General features: G+C 60.8%; 18 protein-coding genes and 1 tRNA gene. 9 read left to right on the top strand and 10 right to left on the bottom strand.

Annotated elements, in window-relative coordinates; genetic code table 11:
• Positions 1-139: 139 nt before the first annotated feature.
• Positions 140-532 carry a helix-turn-helix transcriptional regulator gene (locus ACVCMC_RS01765; RefSeq protein ID WP_447098458.1) on the bottom strand — a complete coding sequence of 131 codons (393 nt, stop codon included), beginning with the start codon at positions 530-532 and terminating at the stop codon, positions 140-142.
• Between the two features lie 1,481 nt (positions 533-2,013).
• Between ACVCMC_RS01765 and ACVCMC_RS01760 the strand changes: the two genes are divergently transcribed.
• The 7 genes from ACVCMC_RS01760 to ACVCMC_RS01730 all read left to right on the top strand — a co-directional run bounded on the left by ACVCMC_RS01760 (position 2,014) and on the right by ACVCMC_RS01730 (position 7,444).
• A complete protein-coding gene (locus ACVCMC_RS01760; RefSeq protein ID WP_447098457.1) occupies positions 2,014-2,997 on the top strand; it encodes an SOS response-associated peptidase family protein in 984 nt (327 codons plus the stop codon).
• A gap of 206 nt (positions 2,998-3,203) precedes the next feature.
• Positions 3,204-3,602, top strand: coding sequence for a JAB domain-containing protein (locus tag ACVCMC_RS01755; RefSeq protein ID WP_447098456.1), 399 nt, complete (start codon positions 3,204-3,206; stop codon positions 3,600-3,602).
• Positions 3,603-3,606: 4 nt separating this feature from the next.
• On the top strand, positions 3,607-3,690 hold the full coding sequence (locus ACVCMC_RS01750; RefSeq protein WP_447099439.1) for a JAB domain-containing protein: 84 nt from the start codon (positions 3,607-3,609) through the stop codon (positions 3,688-3,690).
• Positions 3,691-4,050: 360 nt separating this feature from the next.
• Positions 4,051-5,007, top strand: a complete 957-nt coding sequence (locus ACVCMC_RS01745; protein ID WP_447098455.1) for a DUF932 domain-containing protein — start codon at positions 4,051-4,053, stop codon at positions 5,005-5,007.
• Between the two features lie 12 nt (positions 5,008-5,019).
• Entirely contained in the window at positions 5,020-5,472 is a 453-nt protein-coding gene (locus ACVCMC_RS01740) for a hypothetical protein (protein WP_447098454.1), read from the top strand.
• Between the two features lie 80 nt (positions 5,473-5,552).
• On the top strand, positions 5,553-6,530 hold the full coding sequence (locus ACVCMC_RS01735) for a YqaJ viral recombinase family nuclease (RefSeq protein ID WP_447098453.1): 978 nt from the start codon (positions 5,553-5,555) through the stop codon (positions 6,528-6,530).
• A gap of 14 nt (positions 6,531-6,544) precedes the next feature.
• Positions 6,545-7,444 (top strand): recombination directionality factor, encoded by a 900-nt coding sequence (locus ACVCMC_RS01730; protein WP_447098452.1) that lies wholly within the window; start codon positions 6,545-6,547, stop codon positions 7,442-7,444.
• Positions 7,445-7,924: 480 nt separating this feature from the next.
• Here the strand turns inward: ACVCMC_RS01730 and ACVCMC_RS01725 are convergent, their stop codons facing one another.
• Positions 7,925-10,606, bottom strand: coding sequence for a UvrD-helicase domain-containing protein (locus tag ACVCMC_RS01725; protein ID WP_447098451.1), 2,682 nt, complete (start codon positions 10,604-10,606; stop codon positions 7,925-7,927).
• 1,135 nt (positions 10,607-11,741) lie between these two features.
• On the opposite strand from ACVCMC_RS01725, the gene ACVCMC_RS01720 reads away from it, so the two are divergent.
• Both ACVCMC_RS01720 and ACVCMC_RS01715 read left to right on the top strand, forming a co-directional pair.
• Positions 11,742-12,149, top strand: coding sequence for a hypothetical protein (locus ACVCMC_RS01720; protein WP_447098450.1), 408 nt, complete (start codon positions 11,742-11,744; stop codon positions 12,147-12,149).
• Positions 12,119-12,583: a transposase gene (locus ACVCMC_RS01715; protein ID WP_447098449.1), complete on the top strand. Its 465-nt coding sequence runs from the start codon at positions 12,119-12,121 to the stop codon at positions 12,581-12,583. Before ACVCMC_RS01720 ends, ACVCMC_RS01715 begins: the two co-directional genes overlap by 31 nt.
• Here the strand turns inward: ACVCMC_RS01715 and ACVCMC_RS01710 are convergent.
• From ACVCMC_RS01710 to recA, 8 genes are all read right to left on the bottom strand, one after another.
• A complete protein-coding gene (locus tag ACVCMC_RS01710; protein ID WP_447098448.1) occupies positions 12,464-13,723 on the bottom strand; it encodes a 5-methylcytosine restriction system specificity protein McrC in 1,260 nt (419 codons plus the stop codon). The two genes, ACVCMC_RS01715 and ACVCMC_RS01710, sit on opposite strands and share 120 nt — an antisense overlap.
• Entirely contained in the window at positions 13,716-15,257 is a 1,542-nt protein-coding gene (locus ACVCMC_RS01705; RefSeq protein ID WP_447098447.1) for an McrB family protein, read from the bottom strand. The genes ACVCMC_RS01710 and ACVCMC_RS01705 overlap by 8 nt, the downstream gene beginning before the upstream one ends.
• Positions 15,257-16,423, bottom strand: a complete 1,167-nt coding sequence (locus ACVCMC_RS01700; protein ID WP_447098446.1) for a DNA cytosine methyltransferase — start codon at positions 16,421-16,423, stop codon at positions 15,257-15,259. Before ACVCMC_RS01700 ends, ACVCMC_RS01705 begins: the two co-directional genes overlap by 1 nt.
• A 574-nt stretch (positions 16,424-16,997) precedes the next feature.
• A tRNA-Ser gene (locus tag ACVCMC_RS01695) sits at positions 16,998-17,090 on the bottom strand.
• Between the two features lie 75 nt (positions 17,091-17,165).
• Positions 17,166-17,369: a carbon storage regulator CsrA gene (csrA, locus tag ACVCMC_RS01690; RefSeq protein ID WP_395119577.1), complete on the bottom strand. Its 204-nt coding sequence runs from the start codon at positions 17,367-17,369 to the stop codon at positions 17,166-17,168.
• Positions 17,370-17,624: 255 nt separating this feature from the next.
• Positions 17,625-20,252: an alanine--tRNA ligase gene (alaS, locus tag ACVCMC_RS01685; RefSeq protein WP_447098445.1), complete on the bottom strand. Its 2,628-nt coding sequence runs from the start codon at positions 20,250-20,252 to the stop codon at positions 17,625-17,627.
• A 79-nt stretch (positions 20,253-20,331) separates the two neighbouring features.
• A complete protein-coding gene (locus tag ACVCMC_RS01680; protein ID WP_447098444.1) occupies positions 20,332-20,829 on the bottom strand; it encodes a regulatory protein RecX in 498 nt (165 codons plus the stop codon).
• Between the two features lie 235 nt (positions 20,830-21,064).
• Positions 21,065-22,102 carry a recombinase RecA gene (recA, locus tag ACVCMC_RS01675; protein WP_395119580.1) on the bottom strand — a complete coding sequence of 346 codons (1,038 nt, stop codon included), beginning with the start codon at positions 22,100-22,102 and terminating at the stop codon, positions 21,065-21,067.
• Positions 22,103-22,258 lie beyond the last annotated feature (156 nt).

Genomic DNA, 22,258 nt, shown 5'->3' with positions numbered 1-22,258 from the left:
TGTAGACAGACGACCCACAGCTGCCTCCATCACAAATCAATGGACTTGCTTGATGGAGCTATTGCCTGATACTAGTAACGGTGATACAAAGCCATTAGATATAGTTCCTGAATTCGCAATACGTTAATTTGCCCCAAGGCTAGTTATTCGACATGGACTTCCTCCGGATAGACGAGAGATTCGGTTCCGAGAGCTTCTTGCTGACTTGGTGCGACATTTCATGGGCGGGGCGCGAATCAACCCACCCAAGGATGTCGGCACGCCGCCAGCCGATCGCGGATCGCACTCCAGCTCCATTTCCGAGACGGATAGGCTTGGGGAACTCCGGGTCGAACCACTGCCCCTCGGAGTCCAAGAGATTCCGAATGGTGGACGGACTCAAGCCGATCTGGGCAGCGACTTCGTCGATGCGCAGCACCAGCCTTGGTTGTACATTCCACTTCTTGAGCGAATCGCCAATCGCTTCTCGGACGGCCTGGGCAATGACTCCCGACAGTACCTGCGGGGAACAGGGATCTCTTGCATCGTACATATTGCGGCTCTGCGGTGGTGATGCTGGAATACTGGAGCCGAGCTTGTGGTTTGGCGATGTACGAAATCCGCACTTCCATGGGGAGCCAAAGTCCGACGACCCGCTAGGCCGCACCACGACTAGCTTTCCACGACTGGAGAAGTGCGGAAGCCCTCCGCACCCTCGCCCCCCTTACCCCCTCCGTCGAGTTAGTTCTAAGCCGTCGAGTTAGTTTTCCGACCTTCGAAAGGCGTTAACCAAGCAAAAAAGGCGCTGCTAGCCTGAGTAGTGACGACTCACGCTGAGCGCGTCCGAGGGCATGTGGCCGGCTTACCGGTTCTTCCGCCCGATGCGATTGTCGGGGATGCGCTGCTGTGCAGCGACGGCAGCGCCAAAAAAAGGCGTGACGCCCGAAGAGCGTCACGCCTTTTTGATGAATAACGACCTACACCGACGTTACATGCAATTGTACCTTGGCACCGTCACCCACTTAAAATTCAATTCCCCGCACTCATCCAGATCATCTGCGATACGGACCAAGACGTCCCCATCTCTCACCTCGGGGGCCAAACTCGGGATGTGTACTCCTGCACATATTCAACAGCCCCGATACGGACCTCGCCCGCATCGCTGTAAAAAAGGCTCGCGAACTCTTCGATCAACTCCCCCTTGGCTGCAAAGATCATCTCCTCCCGAGAGGCAAAAAACGAATCGGTTCCGCCCCTCACCAACTCCTGGTATTCCCAATTCTGGTCACTCAAGTCACGCAGCATCATAGGCACCCTCGCTAACGGCGCGCACGATGAATCGTGCGCACGAAAATGTTAAACAAGATGGATTGCCTCAATCTGCTTGCGCTGCAAGGTGCAGCGTGCTCGGTCCGACGTTCCGGCTCTGTCTTCAGAGTTTGGGGCGATGGCAGCCTACACCAAACTGCGAAAATGGCAACCCCCTATAGGCCAGCCAGGAAGTTACCATGATCTGCTGGGGACGCAGTAGCAGTTGACGTTTTTTCAAGCTGGAGCGCCGCCGCCTGTGCAGTCGTGTGCCTCGCTCGTCGGTTCCGCCAGACACTCTGGGTCGGCTTCCGCCTGACACCTAGTCGGTTTGGGCCAGACTCGCTCGGCAGACAGAGTTTGCCGGGGCTAATGCGCTATGTGAATCGGGGAATGGACTGGAGGCGTGTAGGCGACAACCCACTGTTCAGCTTCGATGGATTGCCGGCTGCATACGAGGCCGGAGCAAGGCTGGCCTCTCTTTTTCGGCCGCTCTTAGGCACAGGCGATGGCGTCCCCCCTGGGCGAGGTGGGTTTCCATGTGCCGGACCCGATGGCTTGCCGGTCTTTCTGGAGCGTGTACGCGGATCATCCCACTCGCATCGCCCCGTGGATGGCGGGCGATTGGGGCGGCAACTGCATGTGTCTGCGCAACAGATCTGGCAGGAAGGTAATAACTGGGCTTGGGCACTATGCTTAGATCCGTCAGATCAAGCAGGCCCCGACATGTGCTATTCGGCGCAAATTTTGGCGGACTTCAGGAAATACGAGCGCTTCGGCGGAAAACTCGCTCTTAAGGAATTCACCAAGCTCGCGGGCTGGACCAAGAAGAAGGGCAGCTGGGTCAAGGTTGTCCCGAAGGCGTTGCGACGCGCGATGACCGATGCCACCAGTGGCGTGCTGGACATTGGCACGGTCGAATTGGCTCGCGATGCAGAATCTGAAGCAATCGCCTTGATCGCGTCTGAGATCGGCGTCCAGGAAGCGCGCCTCGTCGAGGCGAGCGCCAAGCTCGCGTCAGGTAAGCCGACCAAAAAGGCCGAGAACGACCTCCGCGTTGCGACCAACAAGCTTGAGGCAGGAAGGAAAAAGCTGGAAGATTTGGCGTTACCTGCGCCGGCCGATGGCATCGACAGAATCTGGCCTGGCCACTTCGCTCCGGTAATGATCCGTGATCCTCAAACGGGCGAGCGTATGGTCGTTCCGATGCGCTACCGCTGTCGCCTGCCGGGCTGGACAGAAACCGATGAGATCGAGAAGCCAGGCACGTACAACGCGCGGCGTGACAAGCTTTCGACCGTGTGGCGCAAGGTGTTCGGCTACAACCACGGCATCATGATCGTGGATCGCTTCTACGAAAGCGTGTATCTGCACAATCTGCAGCAGCGTGCTCTAATTCCAGGTGAGCGCGAGCAAAGCGTGGAGATTCTGTTCAAGCCTTCGACTGGTGAATACCTGTTCGTTGCCTGTCTCTGGACCTATGTCGAGGCAGTCGGCGACGATCCCGGGTTCTACACGTTCGCCGCGATCACCGATGACCCGCCTCTTGAAGTGGTTGCGGCTGGCCACGACCGGTGTCCCGTTCCCATTCAGGGAGACGACATCGACGCATGGCTCGACCCAAGCATGAACGACTACGCGAGCATGTATGCGATCCTCGATCGACGTGTGCGGCCGTATTACGAACATCTGCTAGTGCAGCAGAAGTAGTTGTAATTCTTCCGTAGCTCTCGCTCTGCGCCCGGGTCAGTCGGAACGCGTCCGTAACGCCGCTGGCATTCCGCTGACATGGCGCGATCCGAACCTGTAGCGGCTAGGCGCTTCGGCGCGCATTTTCCCCATCTTTCGCGACAACGCATAGAGCCTGGCTGTGAAGCCAGGCTCTATGCGTTTGTGCCCATCACAAGGAGCCACCTATGAAAGTTGTTCGATCCACGGCCTACACCCGCTATAAGCTCGACAGCGAAACAACAGAGCAGGACGTGCTTGCCGCGGCCGAAGGCATCCTCGGGGAAAGGCTCAAACGTCAGGGCAGCATCGACAGCCCGACCGATGCCAACGACTTCCTGCGCATGCGCCTGGGTGCCCTGTCGCATGAAGAGTTCCACGTTCTCTGGCTGGACAATCGGCATCGCATCATCGACTGCCAGAAACTCTTCAGCGGTACCGTCGACGGCGCCAGCATCTATCCCCGTGAGGTTGTACGGGCGGCGCTGAGCGTCAATGCCTGCGCAGCCATTCTGGCGCACAACCACCCCCAACGGAATCGCCGAACCGAGTGCCGCCGACCGGACTATCGCCAACGAGCTTCGTGACGCTTTGCGATTGATCGGGGTGCGGATTCTGGACCACATCGTCGTGGGTGACGAGTGCGTCAGCATGGCTGTCCGGGGACTGATGTGATGCAGGCGCTCACTGCCGCCCTGCCCTCAATCTGCGAACACGGATGGCTCGCGTATCAGTGACTTCGATTCAACGAGATCTCAGATCCATATTACCCCCGTGAAGTCCATGGTCTTTGGCTTCGCGTCTGGACGCTCCGTATCGCAGCGTTCGCAAAGGATACCCGACGACATGAGCGGCAAACTCGACACGGTCTACTGCATCCTGGTCGTTGCTACGGCAGTTCTGGTGGGCATCGTCAAATGCACCCACTGCGGTGGCTTCAAAGCCCCCTGATCCGATCCAACACACGCGCAGCGCACAAGGCCCGGCATGTCCGGGCCTTGTGCGTTTATGCCGCCAACTTACGAGGAAACGACAATGCATCTGGTTGAAACGATGGCCTACGCCGGCGAGAAGCCGTGGCACGGTCTTGGCAACAGATTGGCCCCGCAGCAATCCATCGACACGTGGAAGCAGCAGGCGGGCATGGACTGGCAGATCGAAGCGTCCGAAGTCCGCTACATCTCCGGCAACAACCACATGGGCGTGATCAACGCCTTCCCGGAGCAGAAGGTGCTGTACCGTTCGGACACCAAGGCGCCGCTGGCCGTGGTCTCCAAGCGCTTTCACGTGGTGCAGCCCGGCGAGATTCTGGAGTTCTATCGCGACCTGACCGCCTGTAATGGCTTTGAACTGGAGACGGCCGGCGTCTTGCGTGAAGGTCGCAAGTTCTGGGCGCTGGCAAAGACCGGCCAGAGCACCACGCTCAAGGGCCGTGACCGCGTCGACGGCTATCTGCTGCTGGCCACTGCCTGCGACGGGACGCTGGCGACCACGGCACAGTTCACGTCGGTGCGTGTGGTCTGCAACAACACCTTGTCGATTGCGCTGGGGAACGCCAACGGTGCCATCAAGGTACCGCATCGTAGCCAGTTCGATCCCGATGCGGTGAAGCGCCAGCTGGGCATCACCGTGTCGTCGTGGGATGGCTTCGTCGCCCGCATGAAGGCGCTGGTGGAGCGGCCGGTCGACCCCGATACGGTCGAAGGGCTGTTGCGTCGGGTACTCACCTACGCCGCGCCGGACGGCAAGGCCGTGGTGGTCAACGAGCAGGCGCTTGCCACCGTCCGTTCGTTGTACGAAGGCGGCGGTCGCGGTGCGTTGATGGCGTCCAGCCGGGGCACGGCGTGGGGTGTGGTCAACAGCGTGACCGAGTTCGTCGATCACCACCGCCGGGCGCGTAGTGACGATCACCGCCGCGATGCGGCGTGGTTCGGTCAAGGGGCGCAGATCAAGCAGCGTGCCTGGGACGAAGCGCTGAAGTTGCTGGCCTGACGGAGATCGACGATGGGACTGGATATGTACCTGGAAGCCAAGCGGTACGTTGCCCCCTGCGATCCGCGAACGGAACCGATGCGCCGCGCCATTGGTGCGGCCATCGGCTATATGCCGCCAAAGGAGAAGCCGGGCCAGGATGCCTCCCTGCTGGAAGTCAGCGGGGTGACGGTGCGGGTGGGCTACTGGCGCAAGTTCGATGCCTTGCACCGGTGGTTTGTGAGCAACGTGCAGGAGGGCGTCGACGACTGTCGACCGGCGTTCGTTTCGGTAGACACCTTGATCGAGCTGGAAGAGCAGCTCGAACGGGCAAGCGACGACTCGGCCAGCGTCAGCGGGCGTTTCACCGCTGACGCTAATGAAACGCTGGATGGCGGCGAAGTCGATTACACGTTGAAAGTCCTGCATCACGCCAAGCAATTGCAAGAGCAAGGCTGGGACATCTACTACAGCGCCAGTTGGTAGCGACACCTTGAGAACCAACCACCCACCACCCGACTGATGCCCATGCGTCGGTCGGGCTTTTTTATGCCCGGAGGAAACCGATGAGCAAGCAAAACGCGGCCGTGAGGCTGGTTGATACCAAGAAACTGCCCTATGGGCAGTGGCTGGATGTGCGCAGGAACGGCATCGGCAGCTCGGATGCCGCCGCCGCGGTAGGGCTGTGTCCGTACAAAAGTCAGCTCGAACTGTGGATGGAAAAAACCGGCCGCACGCCGCCGGACGAAGTACGGCCCGGTCAGGACGATCCGCGTTACTGGGGCACCCTGCTGGAACCGATGGTGGCGACCGCCTACCAGGAGCGCACCGGTCACAAGGTGCGCAAGCTCAATGCCGTGCTCCAGCATCCAACGTTCCCCTTCATGCTGGCGAACATCGACCGCGAAATCGTCGGCGTGCCCGGCGTGCAAGTGCTGGAGTGCAAGACCGCCGGCGAGTTCGGCGCACGGCTGTGGAAGGACGGCGTTCCCGAGTACGTCCAGTTGCAGGTACAGCACCAGCTGGCCGTGACCGGCAAAGCCGCTGCCGACGTGGCTGTGCTGCTGTGCGGCCAGCAACTGGAAATCCACCGCATCGAACGGGACGACGAAGTGATCGCCCGTCTGGTCGTGCTGGAAACCCGGTTCTGGGACTACGTGGAGAAGGACATCGAGCCGCCGGCCGATGGCAGTGAATCGGCGGCCAAGGCCCTGCGGAAACTGTATCGAGGCAACGACACCAGCCTGGACTTCTCCGGCGATGAAGACCTCGGCCGTGCCTTCGATGCACTGACAACGCTCAAGGGTGAGCTGGAAGCGATGGAGCATGAAGCCGAATCGTTCAAGCAGATGATCCAGCAAGCGATGGGCGATGCCAGTAAGGCGGTCTTCGCTCATGGCGAGGTGACATTCAAACGGGCCAAGGACAGCACCACGCTGGATACGAAGCGGCTGATGGCCGAGTGCCCGGATGTTGTCGCCATGTACTCGGCGACTCGCCCTGGCTCTCGTCGGTTTGTGTTGTCGCGGTCTCCCAACAACTGACAGAGGACAACGACATGTTGAAAGGTTTGGCTATTACCCCGCCCGTGATCGGGCGGATTTCCATTGGCCGGGTGGTGGAGCGCAACGGCAAGCGCCTGCCGGAGAAGGACGACCAGTTCACCCTGACCAGCCAGGTGCAGGGGCGCGACGGCTGGTTGTTGCATCCACTGGACGAGAAATTGCGCAAGGAAGCCGAGGGTCAGAAGTTGCGCGCAATCCCGGTGCGGCTACTGTTCAACGACCCGGGCCTCAACCTGCGGGCGGACTATTCCCTGTTTGACCGCACCACGGGCCGACCGGTCTGCGTGGGCAACGGCGAGACCTGCCGGCGCACGGGCAAGGAAGGTGTAGCTACGATGCCCTGCCCGGGGCCGGATGCCTGCGCGTTCTCGCAAGGGGCATGCAAGGCCTACGCACGGCTGAACGTGGTCGTGGGTGATGACGATGCGCTGGGTAGCTTCGTGCTGCGCACCACGTCCTTCAACACCATCCGCACGCTGGCGGCACGGCTGGAGTATTTCAGCGCCGTGTCCGGCAGATTGCTGGCCTGCCTGCCACTGGAACTGAAGCTGCGTGGCAAATCAACCACGATGAGCTATGGGACGCCGATCTACTACGTCGATCTGGTGGTGCGCTCTGGGCTCACGTTGGAGCAAGCCATCGCACAGGCGCGGGAGCTGGACGAACAGCGGCGGGCCTGCGGCTTCGACCAGGGTGCGCTGGACGAGTCCGCACGCAGGGGCTTCGCCAACGGTGCGTTTGAGGAACTGGAAGAAGACGTGCCGGCAGTGGTGGAGGAGTTCTACCCCGAAGGCGAGAGCGCGGCTGCGGATCACGGTAGTGGCGCCTCGAATGGTGCCAGCACCTTGCGCGGCAAGCTCGAAGCGCGCGTGGCAACGGCGAGCTCGCACTGAGCGAAAAGGAGGTGATGGTGATGTTTGGTTTCGTCGGCGGCTTGGTCGTGTATGGCTTTGCGCTGTATGGCCTCGCGAAGTATTTGCTGGGCAGCAAAGAAGATGACGACCAGTGATGGTGGGTAGTCGGGCGAGGGGCAGGGGCGTAGGCTCCTGCCCCTCGCGGGCTGGCGACTTCTTTTTTTGTCGGTGCGGCTCCACTGCAACCCTCCAACCATCGTCGGCGGATTCAACTTCGAAGTGCAGCACCCTAACCGATGAAGTGGCGCAGGTGCGGTAGCCTGCGCAACTTCACCGCCAAGCGGAGTTGCCCAAATCGACATATCTCCTACCTTGGATGGATCAGTGTGCTGACGCCAAGCACCGCTATGCGGGCAACGTCTTGCAGTCGAGCTGGCCGCGCAAGCCAATGAGCTCGGGCCATCCACTTCGCCCATCATCCTAGGTCGTGTGTGCGGCACGGCCATATAAAGTCGTAGGTCAGCGCTTGGGGATGTTGGCAGTGGCCTTGCAGCCTTCCTGGAAGCGTGAGCAACCGTAGAACGGGCCATTCCTGCCGTTTTTTTCCTGGATCACGCCCTTCCCGCATACGGGGCAGGTTTGCCCGGCGACCACCGGCACCGTAATCCGCTGTGAGCATCGCACGATGGCCGGATCGGTCAGCTTGCACGTCTGGTCGCAGGCCGGAAAGCGCGAACAACCCAGAAACGTGTCATCGCCACGCGGCACCATGACGCCACCGCAGTCAGGTCGGGCGCACGGCTCTACCCCCTCTCCGCCCAAAGGTTCGATTACAAGGTGGTTGCGCTTGACCAGTTCTACCAAGAACTGGGATGGCTGGGCCAGCGTTGTGTAGAAGCGCACCTGTTTGCTGGCCCGGGTCATGGCCACGTAGAACAGGCGGCGCTCTTCGGCGAACGGGTAAGGGTCAGGCGCGGGCATGGCCAACTGGAGCGCGGGGTCGTCCTGGATCTGGCTGGGGAAGCCATGAGTGCCTTGGAGAACATTGAGGACGAAGACGTACTCGGCCTCCAACCCCTTGGAGCCGTGCGCGGTCCTGAAGTCGATCTTCAATCGGTCGCCGAACCGCTGCTGCCACTGCGCCAACGAGTCCGGGATGTCGCGCCGATAGCGGCCCAGTAACAGGATGGTGATGTGGGCCCCCTTGGCCGGCTTGAGCTTGCCTGCCACAGCGTAGCAATGCATGTCGGCCAGTTGCTGTTCGATGTAGCCGGGGATCATCTCGTCCTCGACAAACCCGTAGGCCAGCATGGGCGTTTTAGTCAGCGGATTGGTCGTTTTGACTGTTTTCTTGATCTGGGCGGGGTTGACCTGAATGAATTGGCTGGACACGTCGCACAGGTGCTGCGGGCATCGGAACGTCGTGTTGAGCGTCAGACGCGTGGCGAAGTCGAAGGTCTTCTCGAACTCCGTCATGACGGAGATATCGGAGCCGGCAAACCGATTGATGCCTTGCCAATCGTCGCCGACCACACACAGGTGGGTGGGCACGCCTGGGTTGCCGGCCAAGGCCTTCAATAGCCGGATGCGGGCGCGGGAACTGTCCTGGAACTCGTCGGCCAAGATGAGAATGTACGGGCTTTTGTAAGCCCCAGACTCCACATGCGCAGCCGCCTGTATCAGCATGTCCTCGAAGTCGATGAACTGGCCCTCCCGCAAGCGACGTTCCCATTCACTCGCGATGCGCTCGTAGAGGGAAAGGTACATGCGCAAGCGTGCGCCGTAGCCGTCCTTGGACTGCTCCTTCAAGGCCGCCTGCAGTTGGACGTGGGTCAGGCCGTTGTTCTTGACGTGCTGTTGGAACACCCGGAACGACCTAGCCAGGTCCTTCTCGTCGACAGGGGGCAACCCGACGTTTTTTCGCGTGGGATCGAATACCGGCTGGACGCCGCGAGCGATCAACGCCTGTTCCAGAGCGGGGATGGCCTGCCCGGTCAGCAGCCCGTGCGATGTGGTCTCGACCAGCGCGGTGCCCTTGTCCACGTGGAGTTGGCGTTTCCACTCCACGCCTTCGAGGTAGTCCTTGAACTCCTTGGGTGCCTCGCCCTTTTCGTTGAGCGCGAAGTGTTCGTGGTAGAGGTTGGCGTCGGGGTAGTAGAAGTCGGGGAAGTATTGGCGATACTGGCTGTCGGCCGTGTCGTGTTCATAGGCCCGCTCGTAGTCGTACCTGATACCGTTGTAGAACAACCAATTTGCGATGATTCGCTCTTCCTTACTCTTGACGATTTCGCCGTGGGCGGTGAGGAACCCTCTCCGGCCGTCGGCATAGGCGTCGGGCTCTTGCCGATGGCCCCACTTGCCGACATCGCGTGCATAGATCGTGCGGAACTGATCCCAGTCGCGCTTGAATGCCGCATCCTGGCCCGCCAAGGTCTTGATGATGTCGGACACTTCGCGGATATCGGCGCCGGGGTTGTCAGGGCTCACCCAGGGCGCAAGCGACGGCCTCTTGCCGGTGGCCTTGCCGATGACATTGATGCCGAAGGCGTGGAACGTGTTGGAGCGCACCTTGTCCACGTGGGGCACGCCACGCAGTCGCTCGGCGATACGCTGCCCTACTTCTTCGGCAGTGGCTGTATTAAACGCCAGCAACAGGATCTGTTCCGGCGTGGCCAATTTTTCGTGGAGGGCGTAGCCGGTCTTGGCCACCATGGTGGAGGTTTTACCCGAGCCGGCGGCGGCCACGACCATGACGCTGTCGTCCATGCAGATGCAAGCATGAATTTGTTCGTCGGTCAGCGGGTTCTTCTCCACTGTGTTGAAGAAATCCCTGCGCACCACTTTCTGGCGTGCCAGGTGGCTCGCATTCGCCTTATCGAACCGGAGCCGCAAGGTCTCTTCGGGCGATGGCTCACCGACCGCCTGCCTCCAGGTCTTGCGAGGGTGCTTGGGCGCGGGGTGCTTGGCCAGGAACCGGGAGACAGTTCCCTTGGAAATCCATCGACCACTGCCCATTATGACCGACAGATGCGCATCCCACTGCTCGAACGCGTCTTGAAACCTGTCGTCTTCCCGCTTCTGGTTAGCCCGTCGTTCGGCTTCCAAGGCGGGATCGACCTTCGGCTTGGCGCGACGGGGGTTTATGTTGCCAAAGATCGTCCCGATGAGCCAGAGAAGCCCAATGACTATCAGAAACTCCATCTATTTCCCTGCCCCTAGCCGCGATTCCAGTCTCTTTGGGATCATCTTGCCACGGGAACACAGGGGAGGGGCTGGCATCGCCTTCCTTGGTCCGGACTGCCACCCTGGGGAACTTCAGCAAATCGACGATGAATACGATCGGGATGATCCAGCGGAAGTGGCTGGGGAGACTGGTCATCGACGTTGGCAGGACATTCATCGCATCCCTCGCCGGTCACAAGCCCCCGGTGTGGTTGGTGGGTCAGTGAAGATGAGCTTGATGCGCCGTGCCTGGCGAAGCGCCCAGTTCGTCGGTTCCACCAAGACTATGTTCCGTGTCGGCTTGCGCCTGACAGGCAGTCGGATCGGTCCAGACTCACCGGGCACCACCAAGATGCCACCAAAAATAGGCGTGGGGCCATCGGCGGAAGGAGCTGCGGCGTGTAGGCGTTGTCCGCGCCAGCTCGCAGGCCACCTCACCGTCTTGAAGGGCTGATCTCTATGGGCGCCACTGCAGCCCTCACCACGACATTCGATCTGTCAATGAGGGTACGTGTTCGACGAGAGTCGTGCTGACTCGAAGATATTCGCTGCCCCACCACTTGCGAGCTCCACACCGTTACAGTAGAACTCGGCATTATGGGCGTCGACAGCGTACCTTCCTATCCCCGGTGCCAATGTGACCTGAGACAACTACCTCATCGCCATTACTGAAGGTAGGCTCATCTCATGGACACCCCAGCATCAATGATTTCCCCCTCGTCTTCCACGGCGGCAGTATCCTCGACCACGGTGCATGCCTCGACCGAAGTGCCGGAGGCGACACGCCGGCGGTTCACGCTCGGCTATAAGCGCAAGATCGTCACCTTGGCCGCAGGACTGCCCGACGGTGAGCTCGGCGCTATGCTGCATCGTGAAGGGCTGTACTCCTCGCACCTGACCCATTGGCATCGCCAGGTTGCAGCGCTGGACGCGCAGACGGCGGAGCCCAAGCGCGGACGCAAACCCGATCCCGCGCGCCCGGAGAAGCTTCGGATCAACCAGCTCGAACGCGACCTGGCGCGTGCGCAAAAGCGGCTGGCGCAAGCCGAAGCGATCATCGACGCCAAAAAAAACTCTGTGCGTTGCTGGGCCTGCCGAGCGGCGAGGAGCAGCCATGAGTGCGCTGCCGGCGTTATCGGCCTTGGTTGGCGTTGTGCGGGCGTGTACCAGCTTGGGCCTGTCACGGGCGACGCTACACCGACAGCGCAGGCCCAAGGTGCGGACGGCGGTCACCCGCACGCCACCGCTGAAGCTCGATGCCGCCGAGCAGGCGGCTGTGCTCGGCGAACTGATGAGCCCGCGCTTTGTCGACCGCGCACCCCAACAGATCTACGCCGTCTTGCTCGATGAGGGGCGTTACCTGTGTTCGGTGCGCACCATGTACCGCTTGCTGGCCGCGCAGAAGGCGGTGCGTGAGCGGCGCGAGCAACGTGTGCATCCGGTGTACGCCCGTCCCGAGCTGCTGGCCGAGGCGCAGAACCAGTTGTGGTCGTGGACATCACCAAACTCAAGACGACGGTGAAATGGACGTATGTCTATCTCTACGTCGTGCTCGATGTGTACAGCCGCTACGTCGTCGGCTGGCTGCTGAGTACGCGTGAGTCCGCCGCGCTGGCGCGCGAACTGGTGGAGCAGACGGCGTTGCGCGAGGCGGTCCCCAAGGACCAACTCACGCTGCATGCTGATCGCGGTGCGCCGATGCGCTCCAAGACGCTGGCCGGGCTGCTCGTCGATCTGGGCATCGAGGCCAGCTTTTCCCGACCCCAGCAAAGCAACGACAACCCTTACAGCGAGAGCCTGTTCAAGACCACCAAATATGCCCCCTTCTGTCCGTTCTTAGTCGAAATCTCTGCTTCCGACCAGCATGCGAATTACATTTTCAGCGAAGCGATCGGACTCAGCGTCTGGGTCAACCACCGCCAGATCGTATCGAATGGAAAAGAACTTCTTGCCTGATGCGGTTTCACCAACATACCTAGACGTATCCTCTTCTACTGCGGGACAGACGAAACCGCCGACGCTTACCCCCATGGCATCCATGAAAGAAAGTACCTCATAGCGGTCCTGTTCCTTGGGGGAAGGTTTGTATTTAACGTCCAACAATGCAACCACCGAACCGTCTCGCCAGATAATGATGTCCGGGTGGACAGAGTACTGCCCTGCGTCTGTAAAAAGTGGTCTTGGGGTTCGGTTGCCATCTTGGACCTCATAACCTAGTGGCCGAAGCCGGTCCGCTAACTCTCTCCGGAGAAACGCCTCGAACACGGCTGACACATCGACTATCAAGGAATCCAGTCGAACAAAACCGTCAAATGCAATATCGGGCAGTGAGTTTTGAAGAATAAGTAGCGATGCCCAAAGGGGGTCGCGATAATGTGGCAACCGAGGTGATAACGCACGGATGCGCTGGGAAAGCCGAGTGACCAAATCACTCTGCATCCCATCCCAAACCGCGACAGGCCAGAGGTCGTGAAGAATAGCCTTTGCTTCCGCGATTATGGGGTTCCGGCGATCATTTCGCTGAAACCAATCTGTCGTCTGCGTAAGTGCGCTTTTTAGAGCGATGTTCTCGATGATCGACGGTGAAAGTATGCTTAGATCGAATTCGTGCCGATACCGGACTCCTTTCGATGCGTGGCGTCGGATTGTGTCCGACGCCAATAGCCTGCCGCGCCAAGGCGACGGATTTAGCGGCCGAATATACTCCTTCATGAAACCGCGTTTGGCTATGAGCTTCGCGCCATCAACCAGTGATCGGCCGAAGACCCTTTCGACGTTAGCGACCGTGGTGAATCTCGGCAAATACCCACGTGAAAAACTAGAGATCGCGGTCGGGATAACCCCGGATCTCACAAGCATATAAGACAGGTTTGAAATTGTCGCTCTTGGCTTGACGCGAACGGAAAGATCAGCGGTGAGAGGAATAGTTCCAACGTATTTCGTCGTACGAAGCGTAATCTGTCCGCCCTTCAATGTTGCGGATAGATAGCCCCTTGTCGTTATGCGCTCGTCGAGTCGCAACTCTCCGTCCTTAAGGAGTGCACTGACACGGATCGAAAGGTCTCCGAACTCTTCGCACTCAATTATCTCAAGCATCGTCGGCTGCACCTTCGATTCGCCGGATCAGGGCACCGAAGCTTGCGGCCAAATTGTCAATTGCACCGTCGTTGAGCTCAATAGCCTGCCCGGCAGTCGGCTTCATTCTGTATCGCCACACCAGCTTCAAGTGCTCAAGGTTCTTCACGTCGGCAAAGAACGAATGCCCGATGCCGAAGGGCACCATGCGCTGTACAGTCTCAAACCACTGACCAATTTCCGTGATTTGGGCGGGAGTAAAACCAGCCGAGCTCTCTAAAAGCTCCTCAGCAACCTCGCGCGAAGGCGCAACTTCGATGTGGTCGAAACGACGCACGAACGCGGCATCGACTTGCGTAACGCTTCGATCGTATGGATTCATCGTCCCCAAGAAAATGAGATTGTCGGGGACCGAACTAAGTCTGCCGGAAAAAGGTAGCGTAAACTGTTCGCCCCGATATGTCCTCTCAATGTAAGTTAGGAGTTCGCCGAATACGCGCGCTGGATCTCCGCGGTTTATTTCGTCAACGATGATAACCGCTAAACCATTATTTGCTTTAAGCTCCTCCGCGCGTTTACAGGCGAGCAGGAAAGTCTTGTCAACGATCTGAAAGCCAGACGTCGACGACTGATCTGGCCGATAACCCTCTACAAAGTCTTCGTAGCCGTAGGACGGATGAAACTGAACCTTAAAAATATCAGTGTCAACATTCTGAACCAAGTGTTTAGCAACGCGCTTTGCGTAGTAGGACTTTCCGGTGCCAGGAACCCCGGTAAAAATAATGCCAGATGTACCTAGCGAAAGGAGCTGTTGAACCTGCACCAAAATCGGATCATCTAGGTGCATCGCTGCAGGCGATGGTGTCGCGGCCGGAATAGACGACGCTGACGTTACATCATCGACAAGAGCTGATTTGATTGCCGCCTCGTAGTCCTGCGGGTGCTGCGCATCTTCAAAGAGCTTAGACTGCTCTTCGGGATGAAAGACGAAGAGGCTCTCGAAATCGACGTCCCGCATGGGGAAGGTCTCTCGAAAGCGCTGCTCAAGAGCTCTCGCGTCATCGGTATCGTCGAAATTGTCGTCCCGGAACATCAGGACCGCGAGATCCAAGACAGGAGCCCGGTGAATCTCTTGGCCCTTGCTTAGAACCTTCTCGCGGAAGATGGCTGCAAAATTCTCGGAGAGCATCCAACTCTCCCCATCTGGCGAGTCAACTCGTTGCGCCGCCCCCCACTTACCCGCAAACGTATTCTTGCGGATGGTCGCGGAATTACTGTGGGGGAAACCCGCCTCTGCTCGACGCAATGTCACCGGGTTGAAATATGGCTTCGCCTCGTTGCCATCGTTCAAACGAAAATACTTATCCCAGAACTCAAACTCATGCGGCGTTTCGTTCATAAGCACCGCCTGACCCGGTGCAACACCAGCGCCTCTCTGGATGAGAGCCAGCATCGGAAACAGATGAGTTGCTCCCTGGGACTTGGCAACGTTCCGCCAATCCCCGATGTTGTTCAACGCAAGTGCAACACGATCAGCCCGAATTTTCTTCGACATCAGGCTACACGCCTAGCATTAGCAGACTCGAACTCCATAAGCGACTTCAAAATCTCATCCCCAATCGCACGCGCTAGGAGCGGCGGAACCGCATTTCCGATCTGTCGTGGAAAGCTTGCCCCCATGAACTGATAACGATCGGGGAAGCTCATGAAGCGCGCTGCCTCGCGATGGGAGATCGCCCGGTCCTCGAATGGGTGAAGAAATGGACCAGACGCGACATTTCTATAGTTGCAGGTAATGGTGTAAGCCGGTCTGGCTGGATCCAAGCGAAAGTACAGGGTGGTGCAATCCTTGCGCAGCGCGCCGGTGGAGATCGTCCGCATCTTCTTGAAGCGTTCTGGCAGCACTTTGACAGGGGCTGAACGAAGGCCGTGGCCCTGAGATATATGCCTTGCCAACGCCTGTGCCTGCTTCGATAACGGACGCCCCACGTGAGTCGTGATTTTCTTCGGAGCACCTGTCCGGCAGTAAGCCTGATACGGATTTTTCGGACGACAGACGTACGCACGAGCTTGATTCTCGTAATCATTGCCTATTAACGGCAAATCGCCAATTGCTTCGTCAACTGTCACATAGGGTTTCAAGCCTAATTTGGAATCCGAATGGGTGGGTTTAGGGAAGGAAAGACGAAGGTGGTCGAACCGTGTTCCGATGAACAGGATTCGGCGCCGCATTTGTGGAACTCCATAGTCGGCTGCAAGAACCTGGCTGAAGTCGGTGCGGTAGCCGATTTCCGCGAATGCGCCTTCGATTTGACGCCTGAACTCACCCTTCCCATAAGTGAGCATACCCTTGACATTCTCCATCAAGAACATCTTTGGCCGGACTTCGTCAACTAGTCGAACGAAGTGCTTAAAGAGAAAGTTTCTGGGATCGTCTTGCAGCCGCTTTCCGTGCGTACTGAAGCCTTGGCAACTAGGACCGCCTGCCAAGAGGTCTATGTCCGAAGTTCCCGCAAGGGCGATGAGCTGCTCACCCGTGACATACTCTACGTTCCCTTCAATCACAGGAACGCCAGGATGGTTGTAGCGGTAGGTCGCCGCCGCGTGCCTGTCGAAGTCCACTCCCACCACAGGCCGAAATCCTGCCTGACGTAAGCCTTCACTGAGACCGCCAGCGCCGCAAAAAAGGTCGATAACGACGGGGCCTGAGCCGCTTAGCATGATTACTCCATATTTGTTAGTGGTCGAACACACGCTACCCCATGATGCACTGGGTAAATATTCGCACAATGGGCCGCCGGAAACAATGAACCGCGCCGGCTCTTCCGCGTGAACTGACCCTTGGGGTTCGTTTCTAGCCCAAGTGCAATGCCACCTTCAGTAGCGTGCGCACGACATAGCCCAACACGAGTGCCTGTCGGCAAATACGAAAGCAGGAAGCATCCAGGACGACCCCGTTCTTTGCGTGCGTGATTGCATTGTCCGGATCCGGGTCTCACGCAACGCGACTGACAAGCGTCATGTTCGGCCCGCTGTTCTTTTGTGAGTCGAGACCCGTAGTTACCGCGTGACAATTCAGTTCCGCCTCTGGCGGGTAGACTGTAAGTCGTACAACTAAAAAGGTGCGCACCGCTTGGTGCGCACCTCTTCGTTTATAGCTGTATCCAGTGTAGACAGCTCAACCAAGCCCAACACGTCAGAACCAGAAACAACAACGGCTGGCATACCCAATGGCATACCAGCCGTCTTGTCTTGCGCGCAAGTTGCTTTAAATCAACAGCTTACGTTACTTCATTGGCGGAGAGAGAGGGATTCGAACCCTCGATCAGGCTTTTGACCCGATACTCCCTTAGCAGGGGAGCCCCTTCGGCCACTCGGGCATCTCTCCGGGGTTTTGCCGCATGACTGCGGAGCCGGCAAGGATACTGATCGGCGCGGCCCAGGTAAAGTCTTGAAACGGTGGTCAGTGGTCGCCGCTGTCGTCCGGAGCGCTGCCGGCGTCGTGTTCACCGCGGATTCGCTGGTAGATTTCCTCGCGATGGACGGCCACGGTTTTCGGCGCGTTGATGCCGATGCGTACCTGATTGCCTTTCACGCCAAGAACGGTGACGGTCACCTCGTCGCCGATCATCAGGGTCTCACCGACCCGGCGGGTCAGAATCAACATGATTGCTACTCCATAAAATGCTGCTGGTCACAGGCTTGCGGATTGACCCTGCCTCACCCCTGAGCGTGAGTCCATCCGCGGCTCGACGTTTTTGATCCGTCGAAGGCCCTACCGCCTTCCCGGCTCACAGCCAAAACACTCCTTAAGCGTCCTGACTGGCGGCTTTGCGCCTTTTGGCGAAAAACCGACCTCCGCGGATACTAACTGAGCACGATTCCCCGGTGCAATCGGCGCTGCAGCAGTCGTTAAGCCGAATCAACGCGAGGAAACCCAGTCGGCAAGACCCGCCAGGATCGCCGGCAAGTCGGCGCTGTCGGAACCGCCGCCCTGGGCCATGTCGGGTCGACCGCCGCCCTTGCCACCGATCTTCGCCGCGACATGGGCGACCACGTCACCGGCCTTGATCCGGCCCAGCGCCTTGCCGTGTACACCGGCGATCAGCGCGACCTTGCCGTCGGCAGCCCCGGCCAGCAGCACCACGCAATCGCCGAGCTGCTGCTTGAGCTGGTCGACGCTGTCGCGCAGCGACTTTGCGTCGAACCCTTCCAGGCGCGCAGCGACCACCTTGATGCCGTCGACGTCTGCAGCCGAGGCAGTCAGGTCGGCAGTGGCGGAACCGGCGGCCTTGCTGCGCAGCGAATCCAGTTCGCGCTCGAGTTTCTTCTGGCGATCGAACAACTGGCGCAGTTTTTCCACGGCGTCGTCGCCGCTGCTGGAGAGCAGACGGGAGAGATCGGCGAGGCGGCGCTCCTCCTCGGCGACATGCGCGAGCGCACCGTCGCCGGTGACCGCCTCGATGCGACGCACGCCGGAGGCGACGCCGGATTCGCCGACGATCTTGAACAGGCCGATGTCGCCGGTGCGGTTGACGTGCGTGCCGCCGCAGAGTTCGGTGGAAAAGTCGCCCATCTTCAGCACGCGCACTTCATCGCCGTACTTTTCGCCGAAGAGTGCCATGGCACCAGTGGCGATCGCCTCGTCGTAACCCATGCGGTGCACCTCGGCGGCCGCGTTGCGGCGCACCTCGGCGTTGACCATCGACTCGACGCGAGCCAATTCCCCATGGCTTACTGGCTTGGGGTGCGAGAAATCGAAACGCAGGCGCTCCGGCGCCACCAGCGAGCCCTTCTGGGTGACGTGGGTGCCGAGCACCTCGCGCAGCGCCGCATGCAGCAGATGCGTGGCCGAGTGGTTGAGCACGATCGCCTGGCGGCGCGCGGGATCCACCTGGGCGTCGAGCAGGTCGCCGCTGCGCAGCGGTTGCGTGCCGTGCCAGTGGCCGGCGTGGCCGAAGAACACGCCGCCCATCTTCAAGGTGTCGTCGACCGCGAAACGGCCGGACGTGCCGAACAACGTGCCGGTGTCGCCGACCTGGCCGCCGGATTCGGCGTAGAACGGCGTGCGATCCAGTATCAGCAATCCTTCCTCGCCCTCGCCCAACCGGTCGACATGGCGACCGCCGCGCACGATGCCAAGCACCTTGCCGCCGCGGTCTTCCAAGGCCTCGTAGCCGAGGAACACGGTAGGCGGCAGTTGGCTGGCCAGCTCGGCCGGCATCTGTCCCCTCGCCTCGAACTTGCCGGCGGCGCGGGCGCGTTCGCGCTGCTCGTTCATGGCCTGCTCGAAGCCGGCCATGTCGACGTCGAGGCCGCGCTCGCGTGCGATGTCGGCGGTGAGGTCGACCGGGAAACCGTACGTGTCGTAGAGGCGGAACGCCTCGGCGCCCGGGATGGTCTTGCCGGACTTCGCCGCGGCCTCGTCGAACAGCCGCATGCCGTGTTCCAGCGTTTCGCCGAAACGCTGCTCCTCGGTGCGCAACGCATCCTCGACGATGGCCTGCTTCTCTTTCAGCTCCGGATAGGCCTCGCCCATCTCCTCCACCAGCGGCGCCACCATCTTCCAGAAGAAGTCGCCGCGCACGCCGAGCATCCAGCCGTGCCGCAGCGCGCGGCGGATGATCCGGCGCAGCACGTAGCCGCGCCCCTCGTTGGAGGGCAGCACGCCGTCGACGATCAGGAAGGAACAGGCGCGGATGTGGTCGGCAATCACGCGCAGCGACTTGTTGGCCAAGTCGGGCGTGCCGGTGAGTTCGCCGGCGACGCGGATCAGGTGCGCGAACAGGTCGATCTCGTAATTGGAATGCACGTGCTGCAGGATCGCGGCAAGCCGCTCCAGGCCCATGCCGGTATCCACGCACGGCGCCGGCAGCGGGCTCAGCGTACCGTCGGGGGCGCGGTCGAACTGCATGAACACCAGGTTCCAGATTTCGATGTAGCGGTCGCCGTCCTCATCCGGCGAACCGGGCGGACCACCGGCGATGTGCGCGCCGTGGTCGTAGAAGATCTCGGTGCACGGGCCGCACGGGCCGGTGTCGGCCATCTGCCAGAAATTGTCGGAGGCAAACGGCGCGCCCTTGTTGTCACCGATGCGGATGATGCGCTCGACCGGCACGCCGATCTCGTCGCGCCAGATCGCGAAAGCCTCGTCGTCGGTGTGGTAGACGGTGACGGTGAGCCGCTCCGGCGGCAGCTTGAACACCTGGGTCAGCAGCTCCCACGCCCAGCCGATCGCCTCATGCTTGAAGTAGTCGCCGAACGACCAGTTGCCGAGCATCTCGAAGAACGTGTGGTGGCGCGCGGTGTAGCCGACCTGGTCCAGATCGTTGTGCTTGCCGCCGGCGCGCAGGCAGCGCTGCACGTCGGCCGCACGCACGTAGCCGGGTTTCTCGCTGCCGAGGAACACATTCTTGAACTGCACCATGCCGGAGTTGGTGAACATCAAGGTCGGGTCGCTGGCCGGCACCAGTGAACTGGACGGCACGATGGCGTGGCCCCGGGCGCGGAAGAAGTCGAGGAAGGCGGAACGGATTTCGGAGGTTTTCATGCGGATCGCGGTGGCTGGCGGCAGGGGGTCACACCGGCTTGGCGCCAATCGCTCCGCCACCGCCGGGTGGCGATGGATGTCAGGGAAGATCGTCGGCGTCGTCCACTTCGGCGTGGGTAACACGTCGTACTGTGGCGGCGGCAAAGCCGCGGCGCAAGAGGAACTGTGCCCGGCGGGCGCGTTCGGCGGGGTCATTCGTGCCCGCGCCACCGTAGCGCCGGCGCAGTTGGGCGGCGGCCGAGGCGTCCCAGTCGACCTCCGCCGCGTCCAGCAACTCGCGGATGCGAGCGTCGGCCAGGCCGTGGCTTTTCAGCTCCTGGCGCAGGCGCATGGGTCCGTAGCCCTGGGCAATCCGGCTGCGCAGCAGCACTTCGGCGAAGCGGTCGTCGTCCTGGTAGTGCTGCTCGCCCAAACGATCCAGCGCCGCAGCGGTTTCCTCGCTCTCGTAGCCGCCCTGGCGCAGCTTGGTCTTCAGTTCCTTGCGCGAATGCTCGCGGCGGGCGAGCAAGCCCAGCGCCTTCTCGTAGGCGCTGCGTTGGGGTTTGGTCGGGTTGCCCGCGCCAGGACGCTTGTTCATGTCATGGCCATGCAACCGCATACCGGGTACGGGCAAATTCCCCCCGCCGTTCTGCCTGGGCGTGGCGTGGCGAAGTCGAAGGGCGACCCTTCGACTCCGATCCTGCGGATCCACGCCCGGGCGGACCGGCCGGGAAGACATGCATCGTCGCGCCGAGATACGGCACCTGGCCAAAACGCGCATGGCCCGGGCGAGCCGGGCCATGCGCATGCAACGGAACGTCAACCATCACGGCTCACGCTTCCTCGAGCGCCTCTTCGGGACCGGCCGCGGCTGCCTTGCCCACCGGCACCAACAGGCGTTCGCGCAGCTGCTTGTCGATCTCGTTGGCGATCGCCGGATTGTCGCGCAGGAACTGGCGCACGTTCTCCTTGCCCTGGCCGATGCGGTCGCCGTTGTAGCTGTACCAGGCGCCGGACTTGTCGATCAGGTTCTGCGCCACGCCCAGCTCGATGATCTCGCCTTCGCGCGAGGTGCCCTCGCCGTACAGGATTTCGAATTCGCACTGGCGGAACGGCGGCGCCACCTTGTTCTTGACCACCTTGACGCGGGTTTCCGAGCCGATGATCTCGTCGCCCTTCTTCACCGCGCCGATGCGGCGGATGTCCAGGCGCACCGAGGCGTAGAACTTCAGCGCGTTGCCGCCGGTGGTGGTCTCGGGGCTGCCGAACATCACGCCGATCTTCATGCGGATCTGGTTGATGAAGATCACCAGGCAGCCGGACTTCTTGATGTTGGCGGTGAGCTTGCGCAGCGCCTGGCTCATCAGGCGCGCGTGCAGGCCGACGTGGGAGTCGCCCATTTCGCCCTCGATTTCCGCCTTCGGGGTGAGCGCGGCGACCGAGTCGACCACCACCATGTCCACCGCGCCCGAGCGCACCAGCATGTCGGCGATTTCCAGCGCCTGCTCGCCGGTGTCGGGCTGCGACACAAGCAGGTCGTCGACCTTGACGCCGAGCTTTTCCGCGTAGGTCGGATCGAGCGCGTGCTCGGCATCGATGAACGCGGCAGTGCCGCCGGCGCGCTGGCAGCTGGCGATGGCCTGCAGGGTCATGGTGGTCTTGCCGGAGGACTCCGGGCCGTAGATCTCGACCACGCGGCCGCGCGGCAGGCCGCCGACGCCCAACGCGATGTCCAGGCCCAGCGAACCGGTGGAAACCGTCTCGATCGCCTCGTTGACGCGGTCACCCATCCGCATCACGGCACCCTTGCCGAACTGCTTCTCGATCTGGCCGAGGGCGGAGGTGAGCGCCTTGCGCTTGTTGTCATCCATCGTTGGTATTCCGGTTGGGCGGTGAGTGGGAGGCATGATGCCCGGATCGAATCTCACGGGTTGCGATCATGCGGGCTCGGCCGCGCGCGGCAACGGGCCATGATCGGAACGTGCAGTATCCCACACTCGTCAAGCCGGTCCGGCAGCGCGCGGCGC

It is taken from the genome of Rhodanobacter sp. UC4452_H20 (assembly GCF_052978205.1).
This window is presented reverse-complemented; position numbering and strand designations above follow the sequence as displayed.

Excerpts from the sequence above, each read along its gene's own strand:
- ACVCMC_RS01765 (WP_447098458.1), bottom strand. The coding sequence starts at position 532 with ATGTACGATGCAAGAGATCCCTGTTCCCCGCAGGTACTGTCGGGAGTC.
- ACVCMC_RS01760 (WP_447098457.1), top strand. The coding sequence starts at position 2,014 with ATGTGCTATTCGGCGCAAATTTTGGCGGACTTCAGGAAATACGAGCGC.
- ACVCMC_RS01755 (WP_447098456.1), top strand. The coding sequence starts at position 3,204 with ATGAAAGTTGTTCGATCCACGGCCTACACCCGCTATAAGCTCGACAGC.
- ACVCMC_RS01745 (WP_447098455.1), top strand. The coding sequence starts at position 4,051 with ATGCATCTGGTTGAAACGATGGCCTACGCCGGCGAGAAGCCGTGGCAC.
- ACVCMC_RS01740 (WP_447098454.1), top strand. The coding sequence starts at position 5,020 with ATGGGACTGGATATGTACCTGGAAGCCAAGCGGTACGTTGCCCCCTGC.
- ACVCMC_RS01735 (WP_447098453.1), top strand. The coding sequence starts at position 5,553 with ATGAGCAAGCAAAACGCGGCCGTGAGGCTGGTTGATACCAAGAAACTG.
- ACVCMC_RS01730 (WP_447098452.1), top strand. The coding sequence starts at position 6,545 with ATGTTGAAAGGTTTGGCTATTACCCCGCCCGTGATCGGGCGGATTTCC.
- ACVCMC_RS01725 (WP_447098451.1), bottom strand. The coding sequence starts at position 10,606 with ATGGAGTTTCTGATAGTCATTGGGCTTCTCTGGCTCATCGGGACGATC.
- ACVCMC_RS01720 (WP_447098450.1), top strand. The coding sequence starts at position 11,742 with ATGAGTGCGCTGCCGGCGTTATCGGCCTTGGTTGGCGTTGTGCGGGCG.
- ACVCMC_RS01710 (WP_447098448.1), bottom strand. The coding sequence starts at position 13,723 with ATGCTTGAGATAATTGAGTGCGAAGAGTTCGGAGACCTTTCGATCCGT.
- ACVCMC_RS01705 (WP_447098447.1), bottom strand. The coding sequence starts at position 15,257 with ATGTCGAAGAAAATTCGGGCTGATCGTGTTGCACTTGCGTTGAACAAC.
- ACVCMC_RS01700 (WP_447098446.1), bottom strand. The coding sequence starts at position 16,423 with ATGCTAAGCGGCTCAGGCCCCGTCGTTATCGACCTTTTTTGCGGCGCT.
- csrA (WP_395119577.1), bottom strand. The coding sequence starts at position 17,369 with ATGTTGATTCTGACCCGCCGGGTCGGTGAGACCCTGATGATCGGCGAC.
- alaS (WP_447098445.1), bottom strand. The coding sequence starts at position 20,252 with ATGAAAACCTCCGAAATCCGTTCCGCCTTCCTCGACTTCTTCCGCGCC.
- ACVCMC_RS01680 (WP_447098444.1), bottom strand. The coding sequence starts at position 20,829 with ATGAACAAGCGTCCTGGCGCGGGCAACCCGACCAAACCCCAACGCAGC.
- recA (WP_395119580.1), bottom strand. The coding sequence starts at position 22,102 with ATGGATGACAACAAGCGCAAGGCGCTCACCTCCGCCCTCGGCCAGATC.